The organism is Bacillus sp. TH50 (assembly GCF_016650565.1).
GTDB lineage: Bacteria > Bacillota > Bacilli > Bacillales > Bacillaceae_G > Bacillus_A > Bacillus_A mycoides.
Genome location: NZ_JAEKFM010000007.1, coordinates 363,969 through 389,378, shown reverse-complemented (window position 1 = coordinate 389,378; position 25,410 = coordinate 363,969). Strand labels below are relative to the sequence as shown.

Below are 25,410 nucleotides of genomic sequence, written 5' to 3'. Positions count from 1 at the left end.
ATCATTGTCTTTTTTTAAAATGCATATTGATATAATCCGTAATATAATGGCAGCGTTGGGATAATACCAATTAATTTGAATATAAAAGGTAGCGGGTCATCCTTCTCTTCATATAAACGTAAAACAAAAACTGCAGTTAAAGTCCAAATGATGCTAAATACGAAGATGCATTGCCAAACGATCGGCGTCAATATTTGTACATCAAAAACAAATCCAAATAGTCCTATCCATGTAATAATAGTCACCACAAAATCAAACTTTTGAATTAGTGTTTGAAACATGCCTCTTACTAGCGAAGTTATAGTTAATATCGCTATAATTACTAAATAAACTTTCCACAACATAATGATAAGCTCCTATTCAACTTTTGACTTTCAACAAGCCGTATTTAATAAACAATATGGCATTATATTTTTCATAAAGATAATACAACGGATAACAAAATAAGAAGAAAATAAGTACAGTTGGTACATCATCTATAATAGAAAAATATTTTACTAGTAATTCCTTAATACTCTCTCCAATCATAATAAACAGTGGAATTATACAAATTGCCGCTAATATTAAACATGGTGTGATCCTCATTTCTTTTAATTTCACCTTACAGTGTGGACACCTGAATGAAAAAGGATGCGGAAGATCAATAATATGTTGTGCAGTAATATTCCCTTCACACTGTGGACATTCAATTATTTCTTTCATTTAGTTCACTCCTTTCTATCCATAAAAAAGAGCCCTATCGAATAGAGCTCTTTGATTGCCGAATATATCACTTTTGTGTATAGCCAAATAACAATGTAAATAAATTAAACTGTAAAGGCAATACTACATTTCTTCATCTACAAAGAAAGTGTATAAATACCGACGATACTTCGACAATTTCCTCGGAAATATTTCCTTTACCCACATAATTTGATACACTACATATGAACAGACAATTGTATTACATAAGCTAAAATAATAACTTAATGTACAAATTAAAAAGCACACTCTTCATATGAAGAATGTGCTTTTATGTTATTAACGTTTAATCCAAACAGCGCCTGCCGATTTATCCTCTGCCTGTCCAACAACTTGGAATTTAAGTCCAAGGTTTGGAACTTTTCTTCCCGCGTCTGCAATTTGTTTGTTACTATATACTTTTGAATCATCAAAAGTTGTAACACCTTGTAATCCAGAATAGTTAAACTGTCCACGTGTTAATGAATTTGCACTCCATGCGGGTGTTTGATCAAATGAAAAGGCAGCGTCTGCAATTTGCATGCCTGTATTACCATACGCTGGTTTCCCGTTTAAATTACCAACAAACGCTTCTGGATGAGAGTCTACAACACCAAGGAAGCCTTCACCTGGATGTACCCCAACCCAGTTATCTTTGAAACTATCATCTGCATACCAAACGACAAGACCAGTATTATACACCGGACCTTTTCCTGCTTTTAATCCATTATCTGATCCAGCATAGTTTCTCCACTCTAAATAATAATAATGTTGTTTCTTCTCTGTCCCATCAGAAACAACGAATCCATTTAACTTCATTTTAGACTGTCCTTCTGCGTCATCTGAAAATACTACTTGTCCATCAACTGTTACATTTACATTATCCATTGCGAAACCTTTATATGTTAAAGCTGGATCTGTAATATAGTCGAATTGTAGTTTAACTTTCTTCCCTTTAAATTGACTTAAATCGTATGATTTATCAATCCATTTTCCATCTGTTGTATCTTTATCTTCTTGGACTATGTTTTCTCCCAATCTATCAATTAATGTTTTCGTTCCATCTTCAGTTACAGCATGTACTTCGATGAAATCACACTCTGCTTCTAGTTCATAATTCGCTTTATAATCAAATTTCGCATTTGTTCCTTTTGTTAAATCAAAGAATGGTGTTTCTAATGTCGTATGCATATCATCTCCTCTTGTACTATAATATGCATGCTTTCCAAACTCCGGTTTAATTGTTTCAACACTTTTACCTGGTAAGTTAACACGTACAACGCCTGGACGATTGGATTTCGTAACACTTTGATCAATATATGTAGGAACGCCTACACCACTCTTAATTTTATCGTAATCTACTTCTAAAATTTTCGCCCAGTTTCCACCCATATTCTTTTGTAAGAAGTCTTTATTTTGTGGTGAAAAACTAGTTGGCTCTGTTCCTGCGATTTTTCCTGTCCAGCTACCTCCACTCATTAATGACCACGCTTCAACAGGTGAACCAGTTCCAGTATATTTCGTGTCATATTCATCCGGTAAGCCAAGGTCATGTCCAAATTCATGTGCAAACACACCTACCGCACCGTCTTCTGGTTCAATTGTGTAATCATGAGCCGCTACTTTTCCACCAAAGTAATCTACATTTGATTTTGTACCTTCAATCGCTACTGGATCTGTTGCTAATTTTGAACGATGTGACCAAATCGCATCATCACCTAATTTACCGCCACCAGCTTCTTGACCAACACCAGCATGGATTACCATTAAATGATCAATTACACCATCAGATTCATTTTGATTACCATCACCATTTGTATCATATCTGTCAAATTGATCAAATTGAGATAAATCTAATCCCTTTTCAGCTGCCACATTTAAAGCTTCCTTCACTAAATCACGTGCGCCTTTTGGTCCTTTATTATCGTGACCACTACTACCATCAGCACCGTAGTCAGACGCTTTTCCTGGAACAGTTAGCCACTCCGTTACATATCCATCTGTCGTATAACTTCCACCAGACTGCTCTTCATAATATTGTTTAAACGTTTTTACTTTTGAACCATCAAATAATGTGTACGGTTCATTACCAAATAACATTTTTTGATAATGCTCTCTACTAAAGTCATTCGAATACATATATCCTGGTGTTTGATCAATATTATTATGTTTATAATCACTAAATTCAACGAGTAATACTAATACTTTATCAGTTCGAACAGACCCTTTATACGGCGCTTGCTTTGCTTTAGAAGTTGGGACTTGTCCATTCAGTTGTTTTTTATTTGGTTCTGGTTTTTGCTCAGGACTCACATTTTTTTCAGGTTTCTTTACTTTCTCCTTTTCCTCCATTTTCTTCTCTTTTACTTTTTTCACGAAATCAGATGCCTCTTTAGCAGTATCCGCCGGAAGAATTTCTTTATTTGCCTGATCCCCTTGCTTCTTTTCAATATATTGCTCTACAGCCTTTTTCGTCTCTTCTTTAGAAGAGGCTGGATTAATCGTTCCTCTTTCTTTCAGCGCTTCTGCTAAACGATCTTCTTGAATTAAATTATGATCAATTGGCGTTGTAGACACACTTTCTTTTGCTGGCGTTTCTGCGTATGCTAACGGAGCACTCATTACAGCTGAGCATCCGATGAGTGTCGCGATCGTTAATGATGACAACACTTTAAATGGCGCTTTTTTTCTCATTTTAATCATCCCCTTGTATCAATCTTAAACTTCAGATAAAAATATGTAATCTATCCTCCCTTGTATAATAAAAGACATGATTCTATAAGAAATAAGCTTTCTGTTATAGAATCATGCCCTCCAGTTTTCTGGTCAGACCCTCTATCTTTTTATGTCGAAATGTGAAAAATAAAGAGTGATTTGTATATATTAAATAGCTTATATTAAAAATTTAAAAGACAATATGCACAATTGCATGAAAATTCTTTCAAACAAAAAAAGAACCCAAGTTAATTAAACTTGGGTTCTCTATTTCGTATTATTTCTCTTGTGTTTTTTCCCAATCAGCTAAGAATTTCTCAATTCCTTGATCTGTTAATGGATGCTTCACTAATGAAGCGATTACGTTTGCTGGGATTGTTGCAATATGTGAACCGTTTAATGCTGCTTCTGTTACGTGAACACTATGACGTACAGATGCTGCAATGATTTCTGTTTCAATGCCGTGAATTGCAAAGATTTCTGCGATTTGGCGAATTAAGTCCATACCGTTATGACCGATATCATCTAGGCGACCTAAGAACGGTGAAACGTATGTCGCACCAGCGCGAGCTGCAAGTAATGCCTGCACCGCTGAGAATACTAATGTAACGTTCGTACGAATTCCTAAATCTGAGAATGCTTTTACTGCTTTTAAGCCTTCTGTTGTCATTGGAACTTTTACAACAACGTTTGGAGCGATTTTTGCTAACTCTTTTCCTTCTTCAATCATTTTATCAGCTTCTAAGCTAATTACTTCTGCGCTTACAGGTCCTTCAATAAAGCTGCAAATTTCACGAATACGCTCATGGAAATCTACGCCTTCTTTTGCTACAAGTGATGGATTTGTCGTTACTCCAGCTACTACACCTAATGAATTTGCCTCTTTAATTTCGTTAATGTTTGCTGTATCAATAAAAAATTTCATTTGTTATTCTTCCTTCCTAATTTTCATTTTATATTTATTTATTTTTTCTTAATAAGCTCTAATTCAATCGGAATAAATTTGTCCACTTTTTTACCTTGTGTTATCTCTTTCGCTGTTTCCATCGCCTTCTCTCCGATTAATTCTGGTTTTTGAGCGACTGTTGCTGCCATACGCCCATCTTTAACCGCTTTTACAGCATCATCCGTTGCATCAAATCCAACAACGACCACATCTGTTTTACCAGCAGATTTCAATGCCTCAATTGCACCTAATGCCATTTCATCGTTATGAGCAAACACTGCTTTTATATCGCTATTTGCTTGCAAAATATTTTCCATAACGGATAATCCTTTTGCACGATCGAAATCAGCTGCTTGTTTTGCTACTACTTTTAAAGACTTATCAGCTACGTTATGGAATCCTTTCCCACGCTCACGAGCAGCAGACGATCCAGGTATTCCTTCTAACTCAGCGACATTTGTTCCTTCACCAACTACTTCCCGAATGTAATCACTAGCCATTTGACCACCTTCTACATTGTTGGAAGCTATGTGAGAAACAACTTTACCTGAATTTGCAACTCGGTCTACTGTAATAACAGGAACATTGGCTGCATTGGCTGCACTTACCGCTGAAGCAACAGCATCTGAGTCGGTTGGATTAATAACAATTACATCGACACCTTTTTGAATTAAATCTTCAACATCGTTTGTTTGCTTCGCTGCATCATTTTGTGCATCAACAGCAATTAATTCAATGCCGCTATCTTTTGCTTTCTTTTCTGCACCTTTTTTCAACGTGACGAAAAATGGATTATTTAAAGTTGAAACAGAAAATCCAACTTTAATAGTTTTATTTCGACCTTTATCGCTAGAATCCTTTGCCCATTCTGGTGGTTCCATTGAACAACCAGCAGTAACTACCATGATGCATGCAACGAGTATCAGTAACCATTTTTTCATGAATTGCCCCTCCATTACGCTTCTTTTCGACGATCAATTAGTACAGCTAGTAAGATTACAAGTCCTTTTACAACTTGTTGGAAGAAAGAAGATACACCTAATAAATTTAAACCGTTATTTAGTACACCAATAATAAGCACACCGATGAATGTACCAACAATCCATCCTCTTCCACCTGAAAGACTCGTTCCTCCTAACACAACTGCAGCAATTGCATCCAATTCGTAAGAAGTACCAGCAGTCGGCTGTGCAGAATCTAACCTTGATGTTAAGACAATACCTGCAAGCGCTGCCAAAATTCCGGAAAGACCGTAAATCATTACTTTAATTCTCGTAACATTAATACCTGATAAAGCTGCCGCTTCTTCATTTCCACCAATCGCAAACGTACGGCGACCAAACGTTGTTTTCTTTAAAATAAAGTACAGTACTGCAAAAGCGATCATCATTGTAACGGCTGGCACAGGAATACCAAGGAAATAACCACGGCCAAACATTTGGAACATTAAATGATCACCAAGGCCAGTGATCGGACGTCCGTCCATATAAACAAGCGTCAACCCGCGAAAAATAGTCATTGTTGCTAAAGTTGCAATAAACGGAGCTACTTTTCCCTTCGCAATAATGATACCGTTTACACTCCCCATTGCAAGACCTGCTAATAATCCAACTACCATTGCAAGGAACGGATCCATGCCACTTGCCATCATTCCGGCAACAAGTGCACTTGATAATGCTAAAATAGAACCTACCGATAAGTCAATACCCCCTGTTAAAATAACGAAGGTCATTCCGAATGCAATGAGTGCATTAATCGATACTTGGCGCAGTATATTAAATAAATTTGGAATTTCAATAAATGCTGGATTTAAAGCTGTAATTACCACGATAATTAATACTAACCCAATTAAAGAACCAAGTTGTTGTAATACATTCCCCTTCTTAGCCATATCTTACTCTCCCCCTGTAGCTAGTGCCATAATAGACTCTTGCGATGCCTGATCTTTCTCTAAAATACCACCGATTTTCCCTTCATGAATAACGAGAACACGATCACTCATTCCTAAAACTTCTGGAAGCTCAGACGATACCATAATAACGGCATCTCCTTGCTCAGTAAGCTTATTCATAATAGAGTAAATTTCTTTTTTAGCCCCAACATCTACCCCTCTTGTTGGCTCATCTAAAATGAGTAACTGCGGATGAATACCTAGCCATTTTGCAATTACAATCTTTTGCTGATTTCCACCAGAAAGAGATTTGACAGCTTGCTCTCCGTTTGCTGCTTTCACATTAAGAAGCTTCATCATATCCTCAGTAAATTGCTGTTCTAAACCTTTATTAACAACGCTTCCCTTTGAAAGACTTTCTAAATTTGGTAAAGCTAAATTTTCACGAATCGAAAAATCTAACACAAGCCCTTCAGATTTTCTATCCTCTGTAATAAAGGCAATTCGTTGTCTAATCGCATCAATTGGACTATCAATTTTTACTTCTTGTCCATTCATGAAAATTTTTCCTGAATCGAGCGGTTCATATCCAAATATTGCTTTCATAATATCCGTGCGACCAGCTCCCATCAAGCCCGCAACACCAAGGATTTCACCTTTTCTAACTTGAAACGAAACATTTTCAAAATTCCCCTTTTTCGTTCCGTTTCGCATTTCAAAAATCACTTCGCCAATTTGACTATTTCGTTCTGGATAACGTTCACCAATACTGCGCCCCACCATCATGCTAACTACTTCATCAAATGATGTTTCTGGAATTAATCTCTTCCCTACATATTCTCCATCACGCAAAATCGTAATAGCATCACATATTGAAAAAATTTCTTCCATCCGGTGTGAAATATAAACGAATGAAACGCCCTCTTTACGCAATTTATTAATAACAATAAACAGAGTTTCAATTTCGCGATCTGTTAATGCTGCTGTAGGTTCATCCATAATAATAACGCTCGCCTTTGTCATTAATGCTTTAGCAATTTCAATAATTTGCTGTTGTCCAACTGATAATTCACCTGCTAGCATAGCACCTCTCACATGTAGACCAAGATCTGCTAATTGTTGCTGGGCAATCGCATTCATTTGACGCGTACGTAAAATGCCCGTTTTCCCATACATTAACTCTTTTCCAAGAAACATATTTTCAGCTACCGTTAAATTCGGTAATATGTTCAACTCTTGATGGATAAATGCAATACCATACTCTTCAGCTTCTTTCGCACTTTTAAAAGTTCGTTCTTTCCCATCAATCATGACTGTTCCACTGTCTTTTTTATATACACCTGTTAAAATCTTCATGAGCGTCGATTTCCCCGCTCCATTTTCCCCCATCAATGCATGGACTTCTCCTGTTTCAATCATAAACTGTGCGTTTTTTAGAACAGGATTACCACTGAACGCTTTTGAAATGTTCTTCATTTCAATATGCATTCTCATCACATCCCTTTATTAAAAAATCACGCCTGCATGTAAAATAACATTCGCATAAGGCGTTGCTTCTCCTGTACGAATAATCGCCTTCGCTCTCTTTGTATGCTCTTTAAATTCCTTATGAGACACATATTCAAATGCTGGCTCTATTAATCGCATCTCAACTTCTTTATTTACCTCTGCATTATTTATAATAACTTCTTCTGCTAACATCACTTTTTCAATTGCCATATCATCAGCAACTACTTGTAATACGTCTAAAAAGCTAGGCTTTCCGATTTCAACTGCTAAATCAATTCGTTTTACTCCATCAGGAATAGGTAACCCGCAATCAGCAATTACAATCGTATCTGTATGTCCAAGTGAAGCAAGGACTGCCGCAATTTCGCTATTTAATACACCGTGCTTTTTCATCCGACAATCACCTGCACTTCACGTACTCTATCTCTCGTTGGCATACCGCCCTGTGCCCCAAGTTTCGTTACAGAAAGACCACCAGCAATATTTGCAAAACGAATTGCCTTTTGAAGTGTTACTCCTTCAGAAAGCGCAACTGCTAACGCACCGTTAAATGTGTCACCTGCTCCAGTCGTATCTACTACATCTACAGCGATACTTGGAACTTGAACAACTTCCGTTCCGTTATGGAAACGAACACCATTAGACCCTTCCGTCATCAATAGCTTATTTGGATATTTCGCAAGTAACTCTTCAATTGGTGATGTGAAATCATTTAATACGATGCGACATTCATGTTCATTCGGCGTAATATAAGTCGCTTTTTCTAAAATATCTTCTGATAAAAATTGTGCTGGAGCCGGATTCAACATAACTGGAATTTTATGCTCCTCACAAATAGACAGAACGTATTTTACTGTTTCAAGCGGAATCTCTAGTTGAAGAACAACCATATCAGCTTTTACAAGAAGGTCTTTTGAACGATCTACAACCGACTCATTTACAAGAGCATTTGCTCCTTGTACGACAACAATACTGTTATCCTCTTCTGCTAAAACGATATGAGCGATTCCTGTCGTCCTATCTGTAACCGGTACCACATAGTCGATAAAAATGCGTTCGTTCTCCAAGTTTTTTCTAACTACTGTTCCGTAATCATCATTTCCTACTGCACCAACCATCGCTACATTTGCTCCTAATCTAGCTGCAGCAACTGCCTGGTTTGCCCCTTTTCCTCCTGGTATCGTATGAAACGCTTCACCAATTACTGTTTCTCCTGCTTTCGGCCGTATTTTTGAAACAGCCACTAAGTCCATTGAAATGCTACCTACTACTGCAATATTTGGCATCTGTCTCATCTCCTTACTTCGTTGTATTTCGTTCTATAATTTCAATCGGTAAACGATAGTGTTTCTCTTCTAATGGATTTCCTTCCATCTGCTCTAACAACAATTCTGTTGCAATTTTCCCCATTTCATAAATTGGCTGTGCAACAGTCGTAATAGATGGATACATCATTTCAGTTAAAGAAATCCCATCGAATCCAATAATTTGTAAATCGTTTGGAATAGAAATTCCCTTTTGAAGTGCAGCCTTTACAATACCAATTGCAATTAAATCATTCCCAGCAACAATTCCATCAATATGCGGATATTCTTCTAATAATTCCACCGCTACCCGTTCACTATTAGCTGGATCGAATGTACTCTCTGCAATCATATAAGAAAGATTATTTTGCGTAATAACGTCTACAAAACCTTCAAAACGTTCATTAGCTGTGCTCACATCACGCGGTCCACGAATATGTGCAATATGTTTACACCCTTTGTCTATTAATAACTTTGTCGCCGCCTGGCTCCCTGCATAGTTATCTGCATATACAGTAGGAATGCGCTCATTAAACATACGGTCAATCGCAACAACTGGAATAGACAAATTCATGTAATTAACACTATTTTGTGGATTCGTTGCTACAATAAATCCGTCCACATTATTTTGTCTAAGCACATCAATGTATTGCTTCTCTTTTTCTAAATTTTCATCAGAGTTACAAAGTACAACTGTGTAGCCTTGCTTATGTGCTACATCTTCTACAGCACGTGCAACTTCCGGAAAGAATGGATTCACGATATTTGGAACAACTAAGCCAATTAAACGAGACTTTTTATTATATAAAGAACGCGCTACTGTACTAGGCTTATAATCTAGCATTTCAATTGCTCGCTCTACTTTCTTTAATGTATCCTCATGGACATATCCATTTTTATTTAACACTCTGGAAACGGTCGCAACAGATACCCCTGCTAATTTTGCAACGTCTTTAATCGTACTCATTCTCTTTTCTCCTCATTTCATGTAACCGTTTACAGAAAATAATATAACGCATTTATAAAAATACGTCAATCATTTCTAACTAAAAAGCATCGCCATAAGGCGATGCTTTTTTATTACGAATATGATACAGTTTTTTCCTTTTCTTCTACAGCAGGCTCTTCAGCATCTTTTTTACGATCAGACAGTTTAATTTTCTGTAAGAAAATCGTAAAGATAGCACCTACTACGATAAATACCAATCCTGTTAAGAATACAGTATGAAGTGAGTCCACTAAAGAGCTTTTCAAAATTGGTACGATGCTATTAGAAAATGCTTCTGGCATTTGTTTTAATGCCTCTGGACTAAATAGCATAGAATATAAACTTTGTGGATCTGTATGAATCATATCTTTAAATTTTGTTACCATTTGTCCCGCTTCTTTTGGGAATGTGTCTAATACAGGTACTAATTTATTTGTTAACGTTGTGCCTGAAGTGTTATTCATAATTGATCCTAAAATTGTAATCCCAAACGTTCCACCGATTTGACGGAAGAATTGACTTGATGATGTTACAACGCCAAGATCTTTTTTCGGGAAGCTTTCTTGTAATGCTAATGTTAATATCGGCATAACAAGACCCATTCCTAAACCGATAACCATCATATAAGAAGTAGCGGTAAGCTTAGTTGTGTGCATATCCATCGTTGTTAATAACCAGAAACCACTAGCCATAATAAGCATCCCTGTAATAATTTGTGGTTTCACACCAATTTTTAATACAAGCTGACCACCAATAATACTCATAACGATCATTGTAATCATCATCGGTGTCATAATCGTTCCTGATTCAGCAGCACTTACGCCTACAATTCCTTGCATAAAGAACGGTACGAACATAATTGCTCCAAACATTCCGATACTCATAAAGAAACCGATCGCATTCAGTAGTGTAAATGTGCGGTTTTTAAAGAAGTGCATCGGTAAAATTGGTTCTTCAGCCTTCGTTTCAACGATAACAAAGCTAACAATACCAATGGCAGCTAGTGCAAATAACCCGATAATTTGCCAAGAACCCCATGCATAATCTTTCCCGCCAAACGTTAACGCAAGTAATAAACTTACAACACCGAGAATCATCGTGAAGATTCCAGCGATATCAATTTTAATTGGTCCTGTTTGTTTATGTGCTTTTAATCCCATTGCAATGAAGATTGTCGCTAAAATACCAACTGGTAAGTTAATATAGAATACCCATCTCCAGTTCACTGCGTCTACAATCCAACCACCAACTTGTGGTCCAATTACAGAAGCAAGACCGTATAGAGCGCCAAAAATACCTTGCCATTTAGCACGTTCTTTTCCCGTGAACATATCTCCGATAATAATCATAGCCATTGGCATCATAATACCGCCACCAAGACCTTGAATACCACGGAAAATAATTAATTCTGTCATACCGTTTGCCATACCACATAACGCTGAACCAACCATAAAGATAATTAATCCTGCTATATATACGTTACGACGCCCAAGTAAATCCGCTAATTTACCTGCAATCGGTACAACCGTTGTTGATGTTAACATGTAAGCTGTTGTTAACCATGTCATTAAACTTAATCCACCTAGTTCACCGACGATACGCGGCATTGCTGTACCAACGATTGTTCCGTCCAATGCAGCAAATAGCATCGCGATTACTAAACCGATTAACAACAACTTTCTATTCTGATTTTCTTGTTGCTCCATGTAATCTCCTCAATTCCTCTTAGTTTTTCTCTTTTTTCTCTTTTTTCTCTGGTTTCCCGCAAATAATTGTTTCTAGCTTTTCAAAGAGGCGCAACAAATCTTCCCTCTCTTGTAATTCTAAGTGTGAGAAGTATTTTGCAATATGCTCATTACGAGCCGCCATCGCTTCTTCTACTGTAGTTTTCCCCTTCTTCGTTAGCTCAATGACAACAACGCGGCGATCATTATCGTCGTGATAGCGCTCTACTAACCCATGATCAATTAAACGATCAGTCATTACTGTAATCGCGCTCGGTTTCACGTACATTTTCTCCGCCAATTGTGTCGCTCTTGAAGCTCCGTAATGATCTAAAATCTTTAAAATATAAAACTGCGGTGGTGTAAGTCCTGATGCTTGCATTTGTTCTAATAGCTCTGTTTGCATTTTCTTTCCTATAGCGAATGTAAGAGCTTGAATCTTATCAATATGAGTCATATCATTTGGCATGTTATCCACCTCTTATTTAAGCAATAAAATATTTAACGTATTTAAATATTAATCCCACAAACAAAATACGTCAACAACTTTCTTTATAAAAACGTTTACATTCTTGTCACAAAGTTGTATAATTTTCGTCGAAGTTAATATTGACAGTCACGGAGAATCGGAGTATATGGCTATGAATCATAAAAAAGGGAACTTTTTTATATTTCATAGCCTTTTTGTATTCTCTCTGTCTTAAAACGCTTCCAATTAATTAGGGGAGGATTTTCATTTTATGTTTTTCACACAATTATTTAAACCTGCGCCCCACGCAGAACGCTTACCAGCTGATCGCACTGATAGCGAATACCGCAAATTGCGTTTGCAAGTATTCTTAGGCATCTTCATCGGTTATGCGGGTTACTACTTTGTTCGAAAAAACTTTTCACTCGCAATGCCATACTTAATCGAACAAGGCTTTAGTAAAGGGGAACTTGGGGTTATCCTTTCAGCAGTATCTATCGCTTACGGATTAAGTAAATTTCTTATGGGTATCGTATCCGATCGTTGTAATCCTCGCTACTTTTTAGCAGCTGGGCTATTTTTATCCGGTATCATTAATATTATTTTCGGCTCATTTTCTTTCATTACAACGAGCATTATACTTATGTTTGTACTTCAGTTTTTAAATGGATGGGTACAAGGTATGGGATGGCCTCCTTGTGGTCGTACGATGGTTCACTGGTTCTCCGTTAGTGAACGTGGTACAAAAATGTCTATTTGGAACGTCGCTCATAATGTCGGCGGCGCGCTTATGCCTTCTCTCGTTACATTAGGCTTATATTTCTTTGCAAATGACTGGAAAAGTATATTTTACTTCCCAGGTATTCTTTCAATTTTGGTGGGGATTTATGTATTAATTACGATGAGAGATACACCTCAATCTTGCGGGTTACCTTCTATTGAAGAACATACTGGGGAATATCCATCAGATGAAAAAGTAGCGGACCGTGAACGCGAACTTTCGGTAAAGGAAATTTTATTTACATACATATTAAACAATAAGTTTTTATGGTACATCGCTATCGCTAACGTCTTTGTTTATTTCGTTCGTTACGGCGTTGTAGACTGGGCTCCTACTTATTTAGTAGAAGAAAAAAGCTTTACTCACAGTAGCTCACGTACAGCTTATGCTCTATACGAATGGGCTGGTATTCCAGGTACACTTCTTTGCGGATGGATGAGTGATAAACTATTTAAAGGGCGCCGCGCACCTGCTGGCATTCTATTTATGGTCGGTGTATTCATTGCCGTTCTTGTTTACTGGCTAAATCCTGCTGGGCATCCAATCATTGATAGTATCGCACTTGTTTCCATTGGATTTTTAATTTACGGACCTGTTATGCTAATTGGTCTTCACGCGCTTGACTTAGCACCCAAAAAAGCTGCTGGAACTGCCGCTGGGTTAACTGGGTTCTTCGGTTACCTAGGGGGAGCTACTTTTGCTAGCGCAGCTATGGGCTTTATTGTAGATGGATTCGGATGGGACGGCGGATTCATTTTGCTCCTTGCTTCTTGTGTGCTTGCAATGTTCTTCCTTGCTCTTACTTTAAATACAGGATCTGCTAAATCAAAAGAAGTTTAAACAAAATATAATGTGTAGAAAAATAAACATAAAAATAGCTCTCAGCATTTACTTACATGCTAAGAGCTATTTTTTATTTATCGTTCTTCTCTTGCTATTTATATTAATCATTTCCCTTCTATTCATACGATTAAAACATTTGCTGAAACATCTTTATTAAAACAGCTAACATAACAGATCCAGTAAATCCACCTAAACAAATTAAACTTACCCCTTGGCTATAAGATAAATTTTGAAATGATTTCATACCTTCCATCCTCCCTATATCCCCTTTGATATTCTTATTGTATCAATGGGAAAAATTTCATAACATCGATTTCGCTGACAGCTAACTTACAAATTTGTAAGTTAACATTTTTTTAAACTTATATATATTCTGTCCACATTCTCCCTCTTAATACATCAAAAAAGACCTCGAATTATATCAAGGTCCTGCTTACACTACAGAATATCTCACTTTATTTTATAATCATAACCGGGCATTTCACACGCTTTGCTATTTTATGACTTACACTACCAAGCACCATCTCTTGCAGTGTATTTAGCCCTCTACTCCCAGCAATAATAAGATCTATATCTCCTGTATTTACATATTGAACAATCGTATCTCCTGGATCGCCATGTAGAATCGTAATTTTGTAGGAAATGTTCTCTTTCTTTAATAAACCCTCAATCTCTTTTAATTTATCTTTTCGACTAGCTGATATTGTTTCTAAATCCGTTTGTCCTTGTATAATATCTGACTTTGCCGTTCTATTATCTACTACGTACACAACTTCAACATGTGTTTCTTCGTTAAATTTCGCAATATATGTTGCATGCTCGGCTGCTCGAAGTGCATGTTCAGAACCATCGCATGCTAATAAAATTTGTTTGTACATATGCTGAATCCCCTTTTCGTTATCCTACCCGTATTATATAATAAAGCCCCCTAAAAAGGAGGCTTCTAACTAGCAATTCTCTTATTATAAGTAGCTAAATTCGCAACGAGCTTCGAGCTACGTTCATTTAACCCTGTGATCCTTACTTTCACACCGTTCTGTTCATATTTCATGATAACTTTATCAATTGCCGCTACTGCTGAATCATCCCATACGTGTGCGTTAGTAAAGTTCATCTCAATTTCTTTCACATCTTCATTGTATGAAAAAGCATTTATATACTCTGCCGTAGATGCGAAGAATAGTTGGCCGTGAATTTCGTATATTTTCTTATTTTCAATATACAAATGTTTCACGTGAATCTTTGCCATATTGAATGCAAATAAAACTGCACTAATTATCGTTCCGATAATTACACCTAATCCTAAATTATGTGTAATTAGGACAATCACAACTGTTACGATCATAACAAATGCGTTTCCTTTTGGTACTTTATGAATCATCGCTACAGAGTTCCAATCAAACGTCCCAATCGAAACCATAATCATAACTGCAACTAAAGCTGCCATCGGAATATGAACAACGTAATCACCTAAAACAAATAGCAATACGATTAAAAAACCACCGGCTACAAGCGTCGATAATCTCCCTCGACCACCTGATTTAATATTAATAACAGATTGTCCAATCATTGCACATCCTGCCATTCCTCCGAAAAACCCAGCAACAACGTTCGCAATCCCTTGTCCACGTGCCTCTTTATGCTTATTACTTTCCGTATGTGTCATATCGTCTAAAACCGACGCCGTTAATAATGACTCTAGTAAACCTATAACCGCTAGCATAACTGAATACGGTAAAATAATTGCTAATGTCTCAAGTGTAAATGGAACATCAGGAATACTAAAGAACGGTAATTCTTTCGGTAAGCTTCCCATATCCCCTACTGTTTTTAACTGTAATCCGCTCATAAGTGCAATGCTTGTCACAATAATAATTGAAATAAGTGTAGACGGAACAGCCGTCGTAATACGTGGACATAAATATATAATTGCAAGTCCTAATGCGACAAGTGCATACATTTGCCAAGTTGCATTTTTAAAATGCGGCAATTGCGCTGTAAAAACTAAAATTCCAAGTGAATTTAAAAAACCACTCATAACGGATTTAGGAACAAACTTCATAAATGAGCTCAGCTTGAACACTCCAAAAATAATTTGAACAATACCTGTTACTATTGTCACAGCAAATAAATATTGCAAACCGTGATCCTTCACAAGAGTGACCATTAATAATGCCATCGCACCCGTTGCCGCCGAGATCATCCCTGGTCTTCCGCCGACAAACGAAATTGTAACCGCAATACAAAAGGCCGCGTACAATCCAACCGTCGGATCTACACCTGCAATAACAGAAAAAGCTATCGCTTCAGGAATTAATGCTAAAGCAACAACAATCCCCGATAGCACGTCCCCTCTCATATTTGAGAACCATTCATTTTTTATAGTTTGAAACAAAGTAACACTCCTCCACTCTTTTATCATTTGATTTTCTCCATAAGAAAATCAAGGCCGACTGCACGAAGGCTATTATATAACGAGCAAAGGATGTTGTGCTATGTAAAAGTTTCCTAAAGAAAAGACGCTACCTTAGCAGCGTCTTTTCTCATTTCATTAATGTCCACCGTGACCTTGACCACTTTCCTGAACAATTTCTAACCTCTCATCCAATATACCTTGTGTTTCAAATGAAACATCACTACTACTTCCTAATAGGAAACCATGGTTATACGGTCCAAGTGTTGGATCATCTTTAAACTTCGGCTGAATAGTAGCAAGGAAGTCATAAACTGGTTGTGAAGCTTTTCCTTCCTCAAGCAAAACAACAGGGGCATGTTTACCCATATGTGAAAACGGTGCTCCCGCAATTGCTAAGTCTGGTGTTTTGCTTGAAACAAATGACAAACCGTGACCTGGTTTTGTGAATCCCCAGCCAAATTTCGTTTTTTCATCTTTAAATTTCGCAAATGCAACCGAATTTTCTGTTGGAGTCTCCCCACTAATACGCGTTACTTTCCCGTATTTACTTAACTCTTTTTCTACTTCTTTCGAAACGATTTTTTCTGGTCCTAACACATATATATTCGCTTTATCTTTTCTCGTCTTTAATGCCTCTATTGTCGCTTCTGGCACTTTATTTTTTTCAGTATATAGAAGAGGTTCTGGCATATGAGAAATCCAATTTACAGCTGGTGTTGTATATAAACGTCCTTCTTCTTCAGACGAACCGATAATAACGCTATTTGGATAATTTCCTGTTATATCGGCATATTCTTTATCAACCTCTTTAGCAAATTTAGCTGGATCCGTTTCTTTTATTTGCTTTACTTTATATTCTTTTAATTGCTCTAGGCTAGATGCCCCTATATCCCCCATCACCATAATTTGCGTTCCATCTTTCGTTCCGAGCGGATTTAATCGTTTTATTTCTTTTAACGTCATTTCGGGTACCTTTTCTTTTTCTATAAATAAAATCGGTCCGTTATTCGGATGATGAATAAGATCCGCACTTGCAATACCTAATTGCCACTCGCTTACTGGCACTAAAATAATAGCGCCTGGCTGATTCTCTTTATGCGTTGCTGGCCATATCGTTTGCGAAGTTAATACTGCCATTTGCAGAGGATCATTTGTATTTAATCTCGTTACATTTTTTAAACTTGTCGTTAATAAATCATTCGATGCACCTTGATTCATTTCTTTCGGCGCAGTTACCTCCTGATTCATTTTCATTTCCTTTTGCTCTGTTTTCTTCTCTTCTGTAGATTCATGATTTTTATGATCTGTACTCGTTTGTCCGCATGCCGCAAGACCGACTGCTGCAATTATTGTTATCCCCAAAATTCGGGTCATCTTTTTCACTATATCGCCTCCGTATTATTCGTTTTCGAGCCAATATTATTACCTAAAATGGAATTTCAACTTTACAATAACAAGCAATTCTGAAGAAATTATGCAGATGCATTATAATCTGCACCATTTCTTCATGATTTTGCCTTACAATTTAAGTAATAACTACAAATGCGGAGGTACTCTATGATCGATATACTACTCGTAGATGATGAACCGAGAATGCTTGAATTATTAACGCTTTATCTTACTCCAATCGGATATAACTGCGTATGTGCAGCATCCGGAGAAGAAGCTATTTCACATATAGAAAATCGAAACTTCAAATTTGTTTTACTCGATATTATGATGCCAAAGATGGACGGGTGGGAAACTTGCAAAAGAATTCGATCATTTAGTAACGTTCCTATCATTATGGTAACTGCTCGTGATCAGACGGTAGATGTCGTTCAAGGGTTAAAAATTGGAGCAGATGATTACGTGACGAAACCATTCCACGAAGAGGAGCTCTTCGCAAGAATTGAAGCTGTTTTACGCCGAACCAATCAACATGCACAAATCCAATATCACGGCATTTTATGGGATGAGGCCAAGCATTTCATTTCTGTCCATAATGAAGAACTTCTTCTCACCCCAATCGAATTCTCTTTACTCGGATTATTTTTACGTCATGTGAACTACGTATTAAGCCGTGATCAGCTCATTGAACGAATTTGGGGATTAAATACAAATACAGAAGATAGAACAGTCGATTCACATATTCGTAATTTACGTGATAAATTACGAAAAGTAAATTTCCCCATTGATCACCATTTAAAAACTGTTTACGGAGTAGGATATCGATGGATTGATATTGAAAACTAAGGAGCAAAACGATGAAGCGAATTTCTATTCAACTCGGATTTTATTTTCTAATTGTTACACTTTTAATCGAAAGTGTTCTATTTGTCTTGCTCTATTATAGCCTTGTAAACAATAGAGTAAATGAAGAAATGACTGCTTTATTAAAGCGTGGAAATAGTCACCGAGATGTCCTTGAAAAATATTTTGACAGGCAAACAATCTCCCATGTTGCTTTAATGGAATCCGAAGCTGAAACAACTGTTATTATTACAAATGCAAATAAGGAAATACTAGCTAAATCCAATGAAATAAATACTACTATAAAAAAACATATTGAAGGAATGCAAACACGAACAGATCATGATGGAGCAATTATAGAGAATCATTGGAAAACATCTAATTATATATGTACAGTTAGCCCAATTGTAGTGGCAGGAAAAACGGAAGGCTATGTATATATGTTTCTCGGGACGGAATCAATCGAAGAAATGGTTAACGGGCTCACACGGCAATTCATTATCGCTGGAGTCATTACTTTCCTATTAACAGCCATCACCATTTTTCTATTATCACGTTTGTTAACAAAACCATTGTTACACATGAAACAAGCGACTGAAAAAATGAGTAAGGGCGATTTATCCGTTTCATTAACAACTACTCGAAATGACGAAATTGGTGAACTAGCACAATCTATCCAAACTCTCGCAAATGATTTACATTACATGAAAACAGAGCGAAGTGAATTTCTAGCAAGTGTTGCTCACGAATTACGAACACCATTAACGTACGTAAGAGGTTATGCTGACATTGCATTAAAAGAAAACACACCCCCAGAGCAACGTCTACGATACTTATCCATTATAAAAGACGAGTCTGATTATATTACAAACTTAGTTCAAGATTTATTTTCACTCGCTCAAATGGAAAAGCATAACTTTTTCATTCAAGTACAGGAAGTGCATTTACACACCTTCCTTACTCGCATCACTGAAAAAATAAATGTGATGTACGGAGAAAAACAAATTAAAGTTGTTTTCACATGTCCTTCCTCACTCTTAGTAAAGCTAGATGAGCAACGCTTTGAACAAGTTATGGCTAACATTTTAAATAACGCGTATAGACATTCAAAAGAACATTCTCATATTAATATTTCTGTTACAGAAGAACATAAACATATTTCCATCAAAATTAAGGACAAGGGAGAAGGTATTCCCCCTGAAGACCTCCCTCACATTTTCGACCGCTTTTACCGTGTTGATAAAGCGCGCTCTAGAGCTACAGGAGGCACTGGTTTAGGGCTCTCCATCGTAAAAGAAATCGTAGAACTACACGGCGGGAATATTACTGTCACAAGTGAAATTGATCACGGATCTTGCTTTACAATTTCATTGCCATCTATATAGAAACACGACTATCATCAATAGTCGTGTTTTCTTATCCTTTAGGACTTTACTTTATAATATAAATTTACGAATTGGCCAAAACGTTTCGTATCCGTTAAAGTTAAATGAATTTCCGGGTTCTTTTCTTTAAATAACGGAACTCCAGAACCTAATATGTGAGGTGTAATCGTAACAACATATTCATCAATTAAATTATTCTTAAAGAACTCTCTCAGTAGACTCCCTCCACCGACCATCCATATTTTAGATCCTTCCTGCTCTTTCAACCTTTTTGTAAACTCTAATACATCTTCATTTACAAACTCTACATGTTCGTTTGAACCTTTTTCTGAATTAGAAAAAACATAACATTTTTTATCTAGGTACGGGAATGTTTCCGTATGCTCTACCACATAATCGTACGTTCTCTTTCCCATAATTATCGTATCAATTGTTTCGTACATTTCTGTATAACCGTTGTCTCCCTCACCTTCTGTTTCCATTAACCACTCTAAATCATCATCTTCTTTCGCGATAAATCCATCTAAGCTCGCTGCAATAAATAAAACAATTTCACGTGACATATCTTTTCCTCCTTACAGCTTCTATTGATAAAATCATCTTATAAGCACTATACTAACCATAAAACATGACAACTTATGTCATGTTAAAAAAGAAAAAGGTGATATCCTTGTCAAAAGCAAAACGTTTACTAGACATTCTTATATTTGCTTCTACGAAAAAAACATTTACAGCTCAAGAAATAGCTGATGAATTTAATATTTCCGTTCGTACTGTCCATAGATACATTTTAGATTTAAGTGATATGGGGTTACCCATTTACGCTGAACAAGGTCGCAACGGGGGATATAAAGTATTAACAAGCAGCATGCTTTCCCCCATTTTATTTACCGAAGAAGAAGCGGTCTCCATCTTTTTTGCTTTCCAATCTTTAAGCTACTATCGTAACTTGCCTTTTAATACAGAAATCAATTCTGTTACTCATAAACTGTATAGCTCTCTACAAAATGATGCGAAAGCTAAAGTTGATAAAATACGTTCTTATATCGCTTTTTGGAATCCGAAAAGAACAATTGATACAACTCTATTAAACGAAGTGTTAACTGCCGCTATTGAAAATAAAAATTTACACTTTCAATACGAATCTAAATCAGGGATAAAAATAAAATATGTTCATCCTATCGGTGTATATGCTCATGATGGGCTATGGTACTTACCATCCTATGACTTCAGCAGCAAAAAAATATTACTGTATCGCGTTGATCGTATTCTTTCTATATTATCAACAGAAGAAAATAAAGATACGTTCATGAATTTAGAAGAATGGTTTGCCTCTAGCTCTAACGTAGTGCATATTCCTACCCAGTTACATGTTTTATTAACGACTGAAGGCGTGCGCCAATGTAAAAGAGTTCCTTACCTTGAAGAATTCGTGGTAGTAAACGAAGACGGGGCAGGTTATATACATTCAACAATTGATAAAGGTGAAATTAACTTTATTACCCCTTTATTTTATAGACTTGGAAAAGATGCACGAGTTTTAGAACCGAAAGAATTAATAGATGGTTTACGTATACGTGCGAAAGAAGTTTTAAATATGTATGGAGACTAAAAAGGCGTAAAAAAACTCCTCTTACGCCTTTTCGCTATGTATTATTTTCTCTATTGCTTCTTTTAATAAATTCTTTGTCTCTTCAAAGTTATGATTCTGCTGTTCTCCTGGATGCACCGTATAAAACTCAGCAAACGAACGCTCTTTATATCTTGGTACGACATGCATATGATAGTGTGTTAGCTCGTTAAAGATTCCACCATTTTGACAAATTGTAATTCCGTCTGGTTTATATAATGCCCTAATCGCTTTTGCAATAAGCTTAGAAGCATCCATAATCGATTTCGCTACAACATCATCTAATTCGTCCACTTCTAAAACATGCTTCTTTGGCACAATTAAAGTATGTCCTGGGTAGAAAGGCGCATGGTCTAAAAAACAAGTTACATAATCATCTTCATACACTTTATATATAATTTCTTCTTCATTTGCTAATTTACAACCTAAACATTCCATCATACTTTCCCCTTTATTAAAAACATAAAAACGTGAGCGCCCTATTCTCACGTTTTTATGTTTCACTTTACTAATTCAATTGTTTCTGTAACTTTTATACTATCCTTTACAGATTGAACAATTGTGCAATTTTTCACCGCAAGTTGCAGTGCCTTGTCTAATTGTTCTTCTGTAATGTTTTGCGCTTTAATTTTATAGTGCAAATGAACACTTTCAACTGGTTTTGATAAAGCTTCACTTCTACCAATTTCAGTTTCAATTGTAAACGTATCGTATGCAATACGTTTCTTTTCTAAAATCGTTCGAAAAACAATTGCACTACATCCTGCGATAGAAGAAACGAGTAATTGTAACGGTGAATATCCGTTTTCTTTCCCAATCGCTAAGTGACCATGCGATAAATCTGCCTCTATATCATCATGCTTAATTTTTATTTTCATAGTTTGCTTCCATCTCCACTTTCATCGGTTTCTTCCGTTTCTTACTCATATAATAATATATGTAGCAGAAAATGATAAATGGAATACCACAATATAAAGCCATTCTTTGTTCTGGAATAAACGCTAAACTAATAACAACGATGCTATTTGTAATTAAAGCTAAAATTGGAACAAGCGGGTATAGTGGTGTTCTATACTTTAAGTCCTCTAATTTTCCTCCACCTTTTAAATACTGACTTCTAAAGCGAAGTTGTGATAAAGCAATAATGATCCAACTTGAAACAGCCGATAAACCAGCTATAGATAATAAGTACATATATACTGTATCTTCTGCAAGGAAGCTTGTTAATAAAGAAAGGCCCGCTACTGCAATTGTTACGACTAACGCTGTAATCGGAATACCACGTTTATTTACTTTCTTGAAAGAAGTTGGTGCCATTCCTTCATTTGCAAGTGACCATAGTATACGCGTTGCTGCATATAACCCTGAGTTCGCTACAGATAGAAGAGCTGTAATAATAACGAAGTTCATAATATCAGCTGCATATGGAATACCGATTTTATCAAATACAACTACGAATGGGCTTTCAATTATCCCTGCTTCTTTCCAAGAAATTAACCCTACTAAAATTGTCATTGTTAAAATGAAGAATAACATAATGCGCCATACTGTATTACGAATCGCACGTGGAATTGTTTTTTCAGGATTCTGACTCTCTCCTGCTGCAATCCCGATTAACTCTGTTCCTTGGAAGGAAAAGTTAACTGTAATCATCGTAAGAAGCACTGCAGCTAGTCCATTTGGGAATAGCCCACCATCACTTACAAAGTTAGAGAAAAGAGGCGCTGCTTCTTTTCCATCGTATGGTAAGAATCCTAGTAATGCGCTACCACCAAGTAGAATGAATGCAATAATTGTAACTACTTTAATACTAGAGAACCAAAACTCTAATTCAGCATAACTCTTCGCTGATATTGCATTTGAAGCATATAAAATAACTCCGAATACGAGACACCATACCCAAACATCAACATTCGGAAACCATCTTTTCATCATTAAACCGATCGATGTTAATTCTAATCCTACTGTTACTGCCCATCCAATCCAGTATAGCCAACCGATCATAAATCCAGTTCCTGGTCCAATAAACTTCGTTGCATACTTTTGGAAAGATCCTGAAACTGGCATTGCTACCGTTAGCTCTCCAAGACAAAGCATTGTTAAATACATAATAAATCCGCCCACTAAATATGAAAGGATGGCTCCCCCTGGTCCAGCCTGATTAATGGTGTAACCTGAACCTAGAAAAAAACCAGTTCCGATTACACCACCTAGTGCGATCATAAATAAATGTCTACTCTTCATCGTACGATGTAATTGCTCATTCGTTGTTTGCTGCATCTTAATCCTCCCCCTACAAGTACCCCTATCTCTTTTTAAAATTTTCTGATAATAAAAATATACACGAAAGCGATTACAATTTCTATATAAAATTAAAACTTTTCTGATAAAACAATATAAAAATTCAAATATTAAGAGCTCACAATACTAATTTGAGGAAAAAAAGGATTTATAAGGAAAAACTCTTACATTTTTTTGTAAGAGTTAACGTATTTCTAATCTTCTAGATAAAATTGATAAACCGTAGTTTACAACAAAATACATACAGGCTGCTAGTATAAATGTCGGAATCATATAATTTACATTCTGCCCGCTAATAATTTGAGCATTATGCATAAGCTCTGGCAATGATATAACAACCGCTAATGACGTATCTTTTAACAATGAAATAAATTGACTAACAAGCGGGGGGACCATTCTTCTTAATGCTTGCGGCAAAATAATATGCCAAAGCGCTTGCACATACGTTAATCCAGAAGACCTTGCAGCCTCAATCTGCCCTTTTTCGATAGATAATAGACCGCTTCGAACAATTTCAGATATCATTGCCGCTTCAAATATTGTTAAAGCAACAATTGCAGCTGTTATAATTTCTAACTTCAATCCCGCTTCCGGAAGTGCAAAATACGTAAAAAATATAATTAAAAGTAGCGGTAAATTTCGAATGACTTCCACGATAAAGCCTAATATTTGTGAGACGACAGGTATTTTCGTATAGCGCAATATTCCTATTACACTACCAATAATAAAGCTAAGTACAATTGCTATGAGCGCTACCTCTAACGTTATGAGTAATCCTTTTAATAAAAAGAGGATATGATCACCTGTTATCGCTCCTTTAAAATCCATTTATACCGCCTCCTTTGCCAAGCGTTTTTCTAAATAACGCACTAGCATACTTAGCGGAATTGTTAATACTAAATAAAACATCCCGACAAATATATATACATCAAACGTAACGAACGTCTTCGTTGAAATTAAGTCTCCTTGATACATTAAATCCGTTCCAGCAATAATTCCGAGTATTGAAGAGTTTTTTACTAAATTGAGAAATTGATTTCCTAGAGGAGGAATGACGATTTTCATCGCTTGAGGTAAGACGACATGATACATCGCTTGCGTATAAGTTAATCCTGAAGAACGTGCTGCTTCCATTTGACCTTTCGCGACTGATAAAATACCAGCACGAATTACTTCCGCAATAAAGGCCGCTGTATAAACTGTAAGCGCAACTGTCCCTGCTACAAAACCGTTGAAAGTAATTCCTATTACAGGCAAAGCAAAATAGAAAATGAATGCAATTAATACGAGTGGAATATTTCTAACAAACTCTACATAGGCAGAGCCAATCCAATTCAAAATACGAATAGGTGAAATTCGCATCACTGCCATAACAATTCCTAAAACAAAACTTCCTATTAGTGCAACTACACTAGACATAACCGTATATTTAAATCCTTCTAAATACATATCAATGTTATTCGTTAATATAGAAAAATCAGGCACATATTCTCCCCTCTTTCTTTACAAGAAGAGGATGAGTACTCTCATCCTCTCACTCTTACTATTTATCACGA

At 36.4% G+C, this 25,410-nt stretch carries 26 protein-coding genes; 4 read left to right on the top strand and 22 right to left on the bottom strand.

The window, feature by feature from the left end:
- Positions 1 to 14: 14 nt before the first annotated feature.
- From JFU23_RS19020 to JFU23_RS18965, 12 genes are all read right to left on the bottom strand, one after another.
- On the bottom strand, positions 15 to 344 hold the full coding sequence (locus JFU23_RS19020) for a hypothetical protein (protein ID WP_078185075.1): 330 nt from the start codon (positions 342 to 344) through the stop codon (positions 15 to 17).
- Between the two features lie 16 nt (positions 345 to 360).
- Positions 361 to 702 (bottom strand): hypothetical protein, encoded by a 342-nt coding sequence (locus JFU23_RS19015; RefSeq protein WP_002125258.1) that lies wholly within the window; start codon positions 700 to 702, stop codon positions 361 to 363.
- A gap of 318 nt (positions 703 to 1,020) precedes the next feature.
- Positions 1,021 to 3,414, bottom strand: coding sequence for a M6 family metalloprotease immune inhibitor InhA2 (gene inhA2, locus JFU23_RS19010; RefSeq protein ID WP_201032472.1), 2,394 nt, complete (start codon positions 3,412 to 3,414; stop codon positions 1,021 to 1,023).
- Between the two features lie 298 nt (positions 3,415 to 3,712).
- Complete coding sequence (gene fsa / locus JFU23_RS19005; protein WP_201032471.1) at positions 3,713 to 4,360, bottom strand: fructose-6-phosphate aldolase; 648 nt, start codon at positions 4,358 to 4,360, stop codon at positions 3,713 to 3,715.
- Positions 4,361 to 4,398: 38 nt separating this feature from the next.
- A complete protein-coding gene (gene rbsB, locus JFU23_RS19000; RefSeq protein WP_002090926.1) occupies positions 4,399 to 5,322 on the bottom strand; it encodes a ribose ABC transporter substrate-binding protein RbsB in 924 nt (307 codons plus the stop codon).
- Positions 5,323 to 5,336: 14 nt separating this feature from the next.
- Complete coding sequence (locus JFU23_RS18995; RefSeq protein ID WP_201032470.1) at positions 5,337 to 6,272, bottom strand: ABC transporter permease subunit; 936 nt, start codon at positions 6,270 to 6,272, stop codon at positions 5,337 to 5,339.
- Positions 6,273 to 6,275: 3 nt separating this feature from the next.
- A complete protein-coding gene (gene rbsA, locus JFU23_RS18990) occupies positions 6,276 to 7,760 on the bottom strand; it encodes a ribose ABC transporter ATP-binding protein RbsA (RefSeq protein WP_201032469.1) in 1,485 nt (494 codons plus the stop codon).
- An 18-nt stretch (positions 7,761 to 7,778) separates the two neighbouring features.
- A complete protein-coding gene (gene rbsD, locus JFU23_RS18985; protein WP_002125248.1) occupies positions 7,779 to 8,174 on the bottom strand; it encodes a D-ribose pyranase in 396 nt (131 codons plus the stop codon).
- Positions 8,171 to 9,067 (bottom strand): ribokinase, encoded by an 897-nt coding sequence (gene rbsK / locus JFU23_RS18980; RefSeq protein WP_193663973.1) that lies wholly within the window; start codon positions 9,065 to 9,067, stop codon positions 8,171 to 8,173. Before rbsK ends, rbsD begins: the two co-directional genes overlap by 4 nt.
- A 13-nt stretch (positions 9,068 to 9,080) precedes the next feature.
- Positions 9,081 to 10,052, bottom strand: coding sequence for a ribose operon transcriptional repressor RbsR (gene rbsR, locus JFU23_RS18975; protein WP_061673981.1), 972 nt, complete (start codon positions 10,050 to 10,052; stop codon positions 9,081 to 9,083).
- A gap of 113 nt (positions 10,053 to 10,165) precedes the next feature.
- Positions 10,166 to 11,779 carry an MDR family MFS transporter gene (locus JFU23_RS18970; protein WP_044444494.1) on the bottom strand — a complete coding sequence of 538 codons (1,614 nt, stop codon included), beginning with the start codon at positions 11,777 to 11,779 and terminating at the stop codon, positions 10,166 to 10,168.
- A 19-nt stretch (positions 11,780 to 11,798) separates the two neighbouring features.
- Entirely contained in the window at positions 11,799 to 12,266 is a 468-nt protein-coding gene (locus JFU23_RS18965; RefSeq protein WP_002140385.1) for a MarR family winged helix-turn-helix transcriptional regulator, read from the bottom strand.
- Between the two features lie 271 nt (positions 12,267 to 12,537).
- On the opposite strand from JFU23_RS18965, the gene glpT reads away from it, so the two are divergent.
- A complete protein-coding gene (gene glpT / locus JFU23_RS18960; protein WP_002063790.1) occupies positions 12,538 to 13,887 on the top strand; it encodes a glycerol-3-phosphate transporter in 1,350 nt (449 codons plus the stop codon).
- A 130-nt stretch (positions 13,888 to 14,017) separates the two neighbouring features.
- Here the strand turns inward: glpT and JFU23_RS18955 are convergent, their stop codons facing one another.
- From JFU23_RS18955 to JFU23_RS18940, 4 genes are all read right to left on the bottom strand, one after another.
- A complete protein-coding gene (locus tag JFU23_RS18955; protein ID WP_201032468.1) occupies positions 14,018 to 14,134 on the bottom strand; it encodes a DUF4027 family protein in 117 nt (38 codons plus the stop codon).
- Between the two features lie 211 nt (positions 14,135 to 14,345).
- Positions 14,346 to 14,768: a universal stress protein gene (locus tag JFU23_RS18950; protein ID WP_002010593.1), complete on the bottom strand. Its 423-nt coding sequence runs from the start codon at positions 14,766 to 14,768 to the stop codon at positions 14,346 to 14,348.
- Between the two features lie 65 nt (positions 14,769 to 14,833).
- Entirely contained in the window at positions 14,834 to 16,285 is a 1,452-nt protein-coding gene (locus tag JFU23_RS18945) for a SulP family inorganic anion transporter (protein ID WP_201032467.1), read from the bottom strand.
- A gap of 156 nt (positions 16,286 to 16,441) precedes the next feature.
- Entirely contained in the window at positions 16,442 to 17,689 is a 1,248-nt protein-coding gene (locus JFU23_RS18940) for a cell wall-binding repeat-containing protein (RefSeq protein ID WP_201032466.1), read from the bottom strand.
- 174 nt (positions 17,690 to 17,863) lie between these two features.
- On the opposite strand from JFU23_RS18940, the gene JFU23_RS18935 reads away from it, so the two are divergent.
- Together JFU23_RS18935 and JFU23_RS18930 are read left to right on the top strand one after the other, a co-directional pair.
- Complete coding sequence (locus JFU23_RS18935) at positions 17,864 to 18,541, top strand: response regulator transcription factor (protein WP_061689168.1); 678 nt, start codon at positions 17,864 to 17,866, stop codon at positions 18,539 to 18,541.
- A gap of 11 nt (positions 18,542 to 18,552) precedes the next feature.
- Complete coding sequence (locus JFU23_RS18930) at positions 18,553 to 19,923, top strand: sensor histidine kinase (protein ID WP_002167094.1); 1,371 nt, start codon at positions 18,553 to 18,555, stop codon at positions 19,921 to 19,923.
- 38 nt (positions 19,924 to 19,961) lie between these two features.
- Here JFU23_RS18930 and JFU23_RS18925 read toward each other — a convergent pair whose 3' ends face one another.
- Entirely contained in the window at positions 19,962 to 20,486 is a 525-nt protein-coding gene (locus tag JFU23_RS18925) for a dihydrofolate reductase family protein (protein WP_016101817.1), read from the bottom strand.
- 65 nt (positions 20,487 to 20,551) lie between these two features.
- Here JFU23_RS18925 and JFU23_RS18920 point away from each other — a divergent pair, with 65 nt between their 5' ends.
- A complete protein-coding gene (locus JFU23_RS18920; protein ID WP_201032465.1) occupies positions 20,552 to 21,535 on the top strand; it encodes a helix-turn-helix transcriptional regulator in 984 nt (327 codons plus the stop codon).
- 21 nt (positions 21,536 to 21,556) lie between these two features.
- Here the strand turns inward: JFU23_RS18920 and JFU23_RS18915 are convergent, their stop codons facing one another.
- The 5 genes from JFU23_RS18915 to JFU23_RS18895 all read right to left on the bottom strand — a co-directional run bounded on the left by JFU23_RS18915 (position 21,557) and on the right by JFU23_RS18895 (position 25,339).
- Positions 21,557 to 22,042 carry an HIT family protein gene (locus tag JFU23_RS18915; RefSeq protein ID WP_201032464.1) on the bottom strand — a complete coding sequence of 162 codons (486 nt, stop codon included), beginning with the start codon at positions 22,040 to 22,042 and terminating at the stop codon, positions 21,557 to 21,559.
- 11 nt (positions 22,043 to 22,053) lie between these two features.
- Positions 22,054 to 22,431, bottom strand: coding sequence for an OsmC family protein (locus JFU23_RS18910; RefSeq protein ID WP_201032463.1), 378 nt, complete (start codon positions 22,429 to 22,431; stop codon positions 22,054 to 22,056).
- Complete coding sequence (locus tag JFU23_RS18905; RefSeq protein WP_201032462.1) at positions 22,415 to 23,833, bottom strand: amino acid permease; 1,419 nt, start codon at positions 23,831 to 23,833, stop codon at positions 22,415 to 22,417. Before JFU23_RS18905 ends, JFU23_RS18910 begins: the two co-directional genes overlap by 17 nt.
- 204 nt (positions 23,834 to 24,037) lie before the next feature.
- Complete coding sequence (locus JFU23_RS18900) at positions 24,038 to 24,682, bottom strand: amino acid ABC transporter permease (RefSeq protein WP_002134376.1); 645 nt, start codon at positions 24,680 to 24,682, stop codon at positions 24,038 to 24,040.
- Entirely contained in the window at positions 24,683 to 25,339 is a 657-nt protein-coding gene (locus tag JFU23_RS18895; RefSeq protein WP_002090963.1) for an amino acid ABC transporter permease, read from the bottom strand.
- Positions 25,340 to 25,410 lie beyond the last annotated feature (71 nt).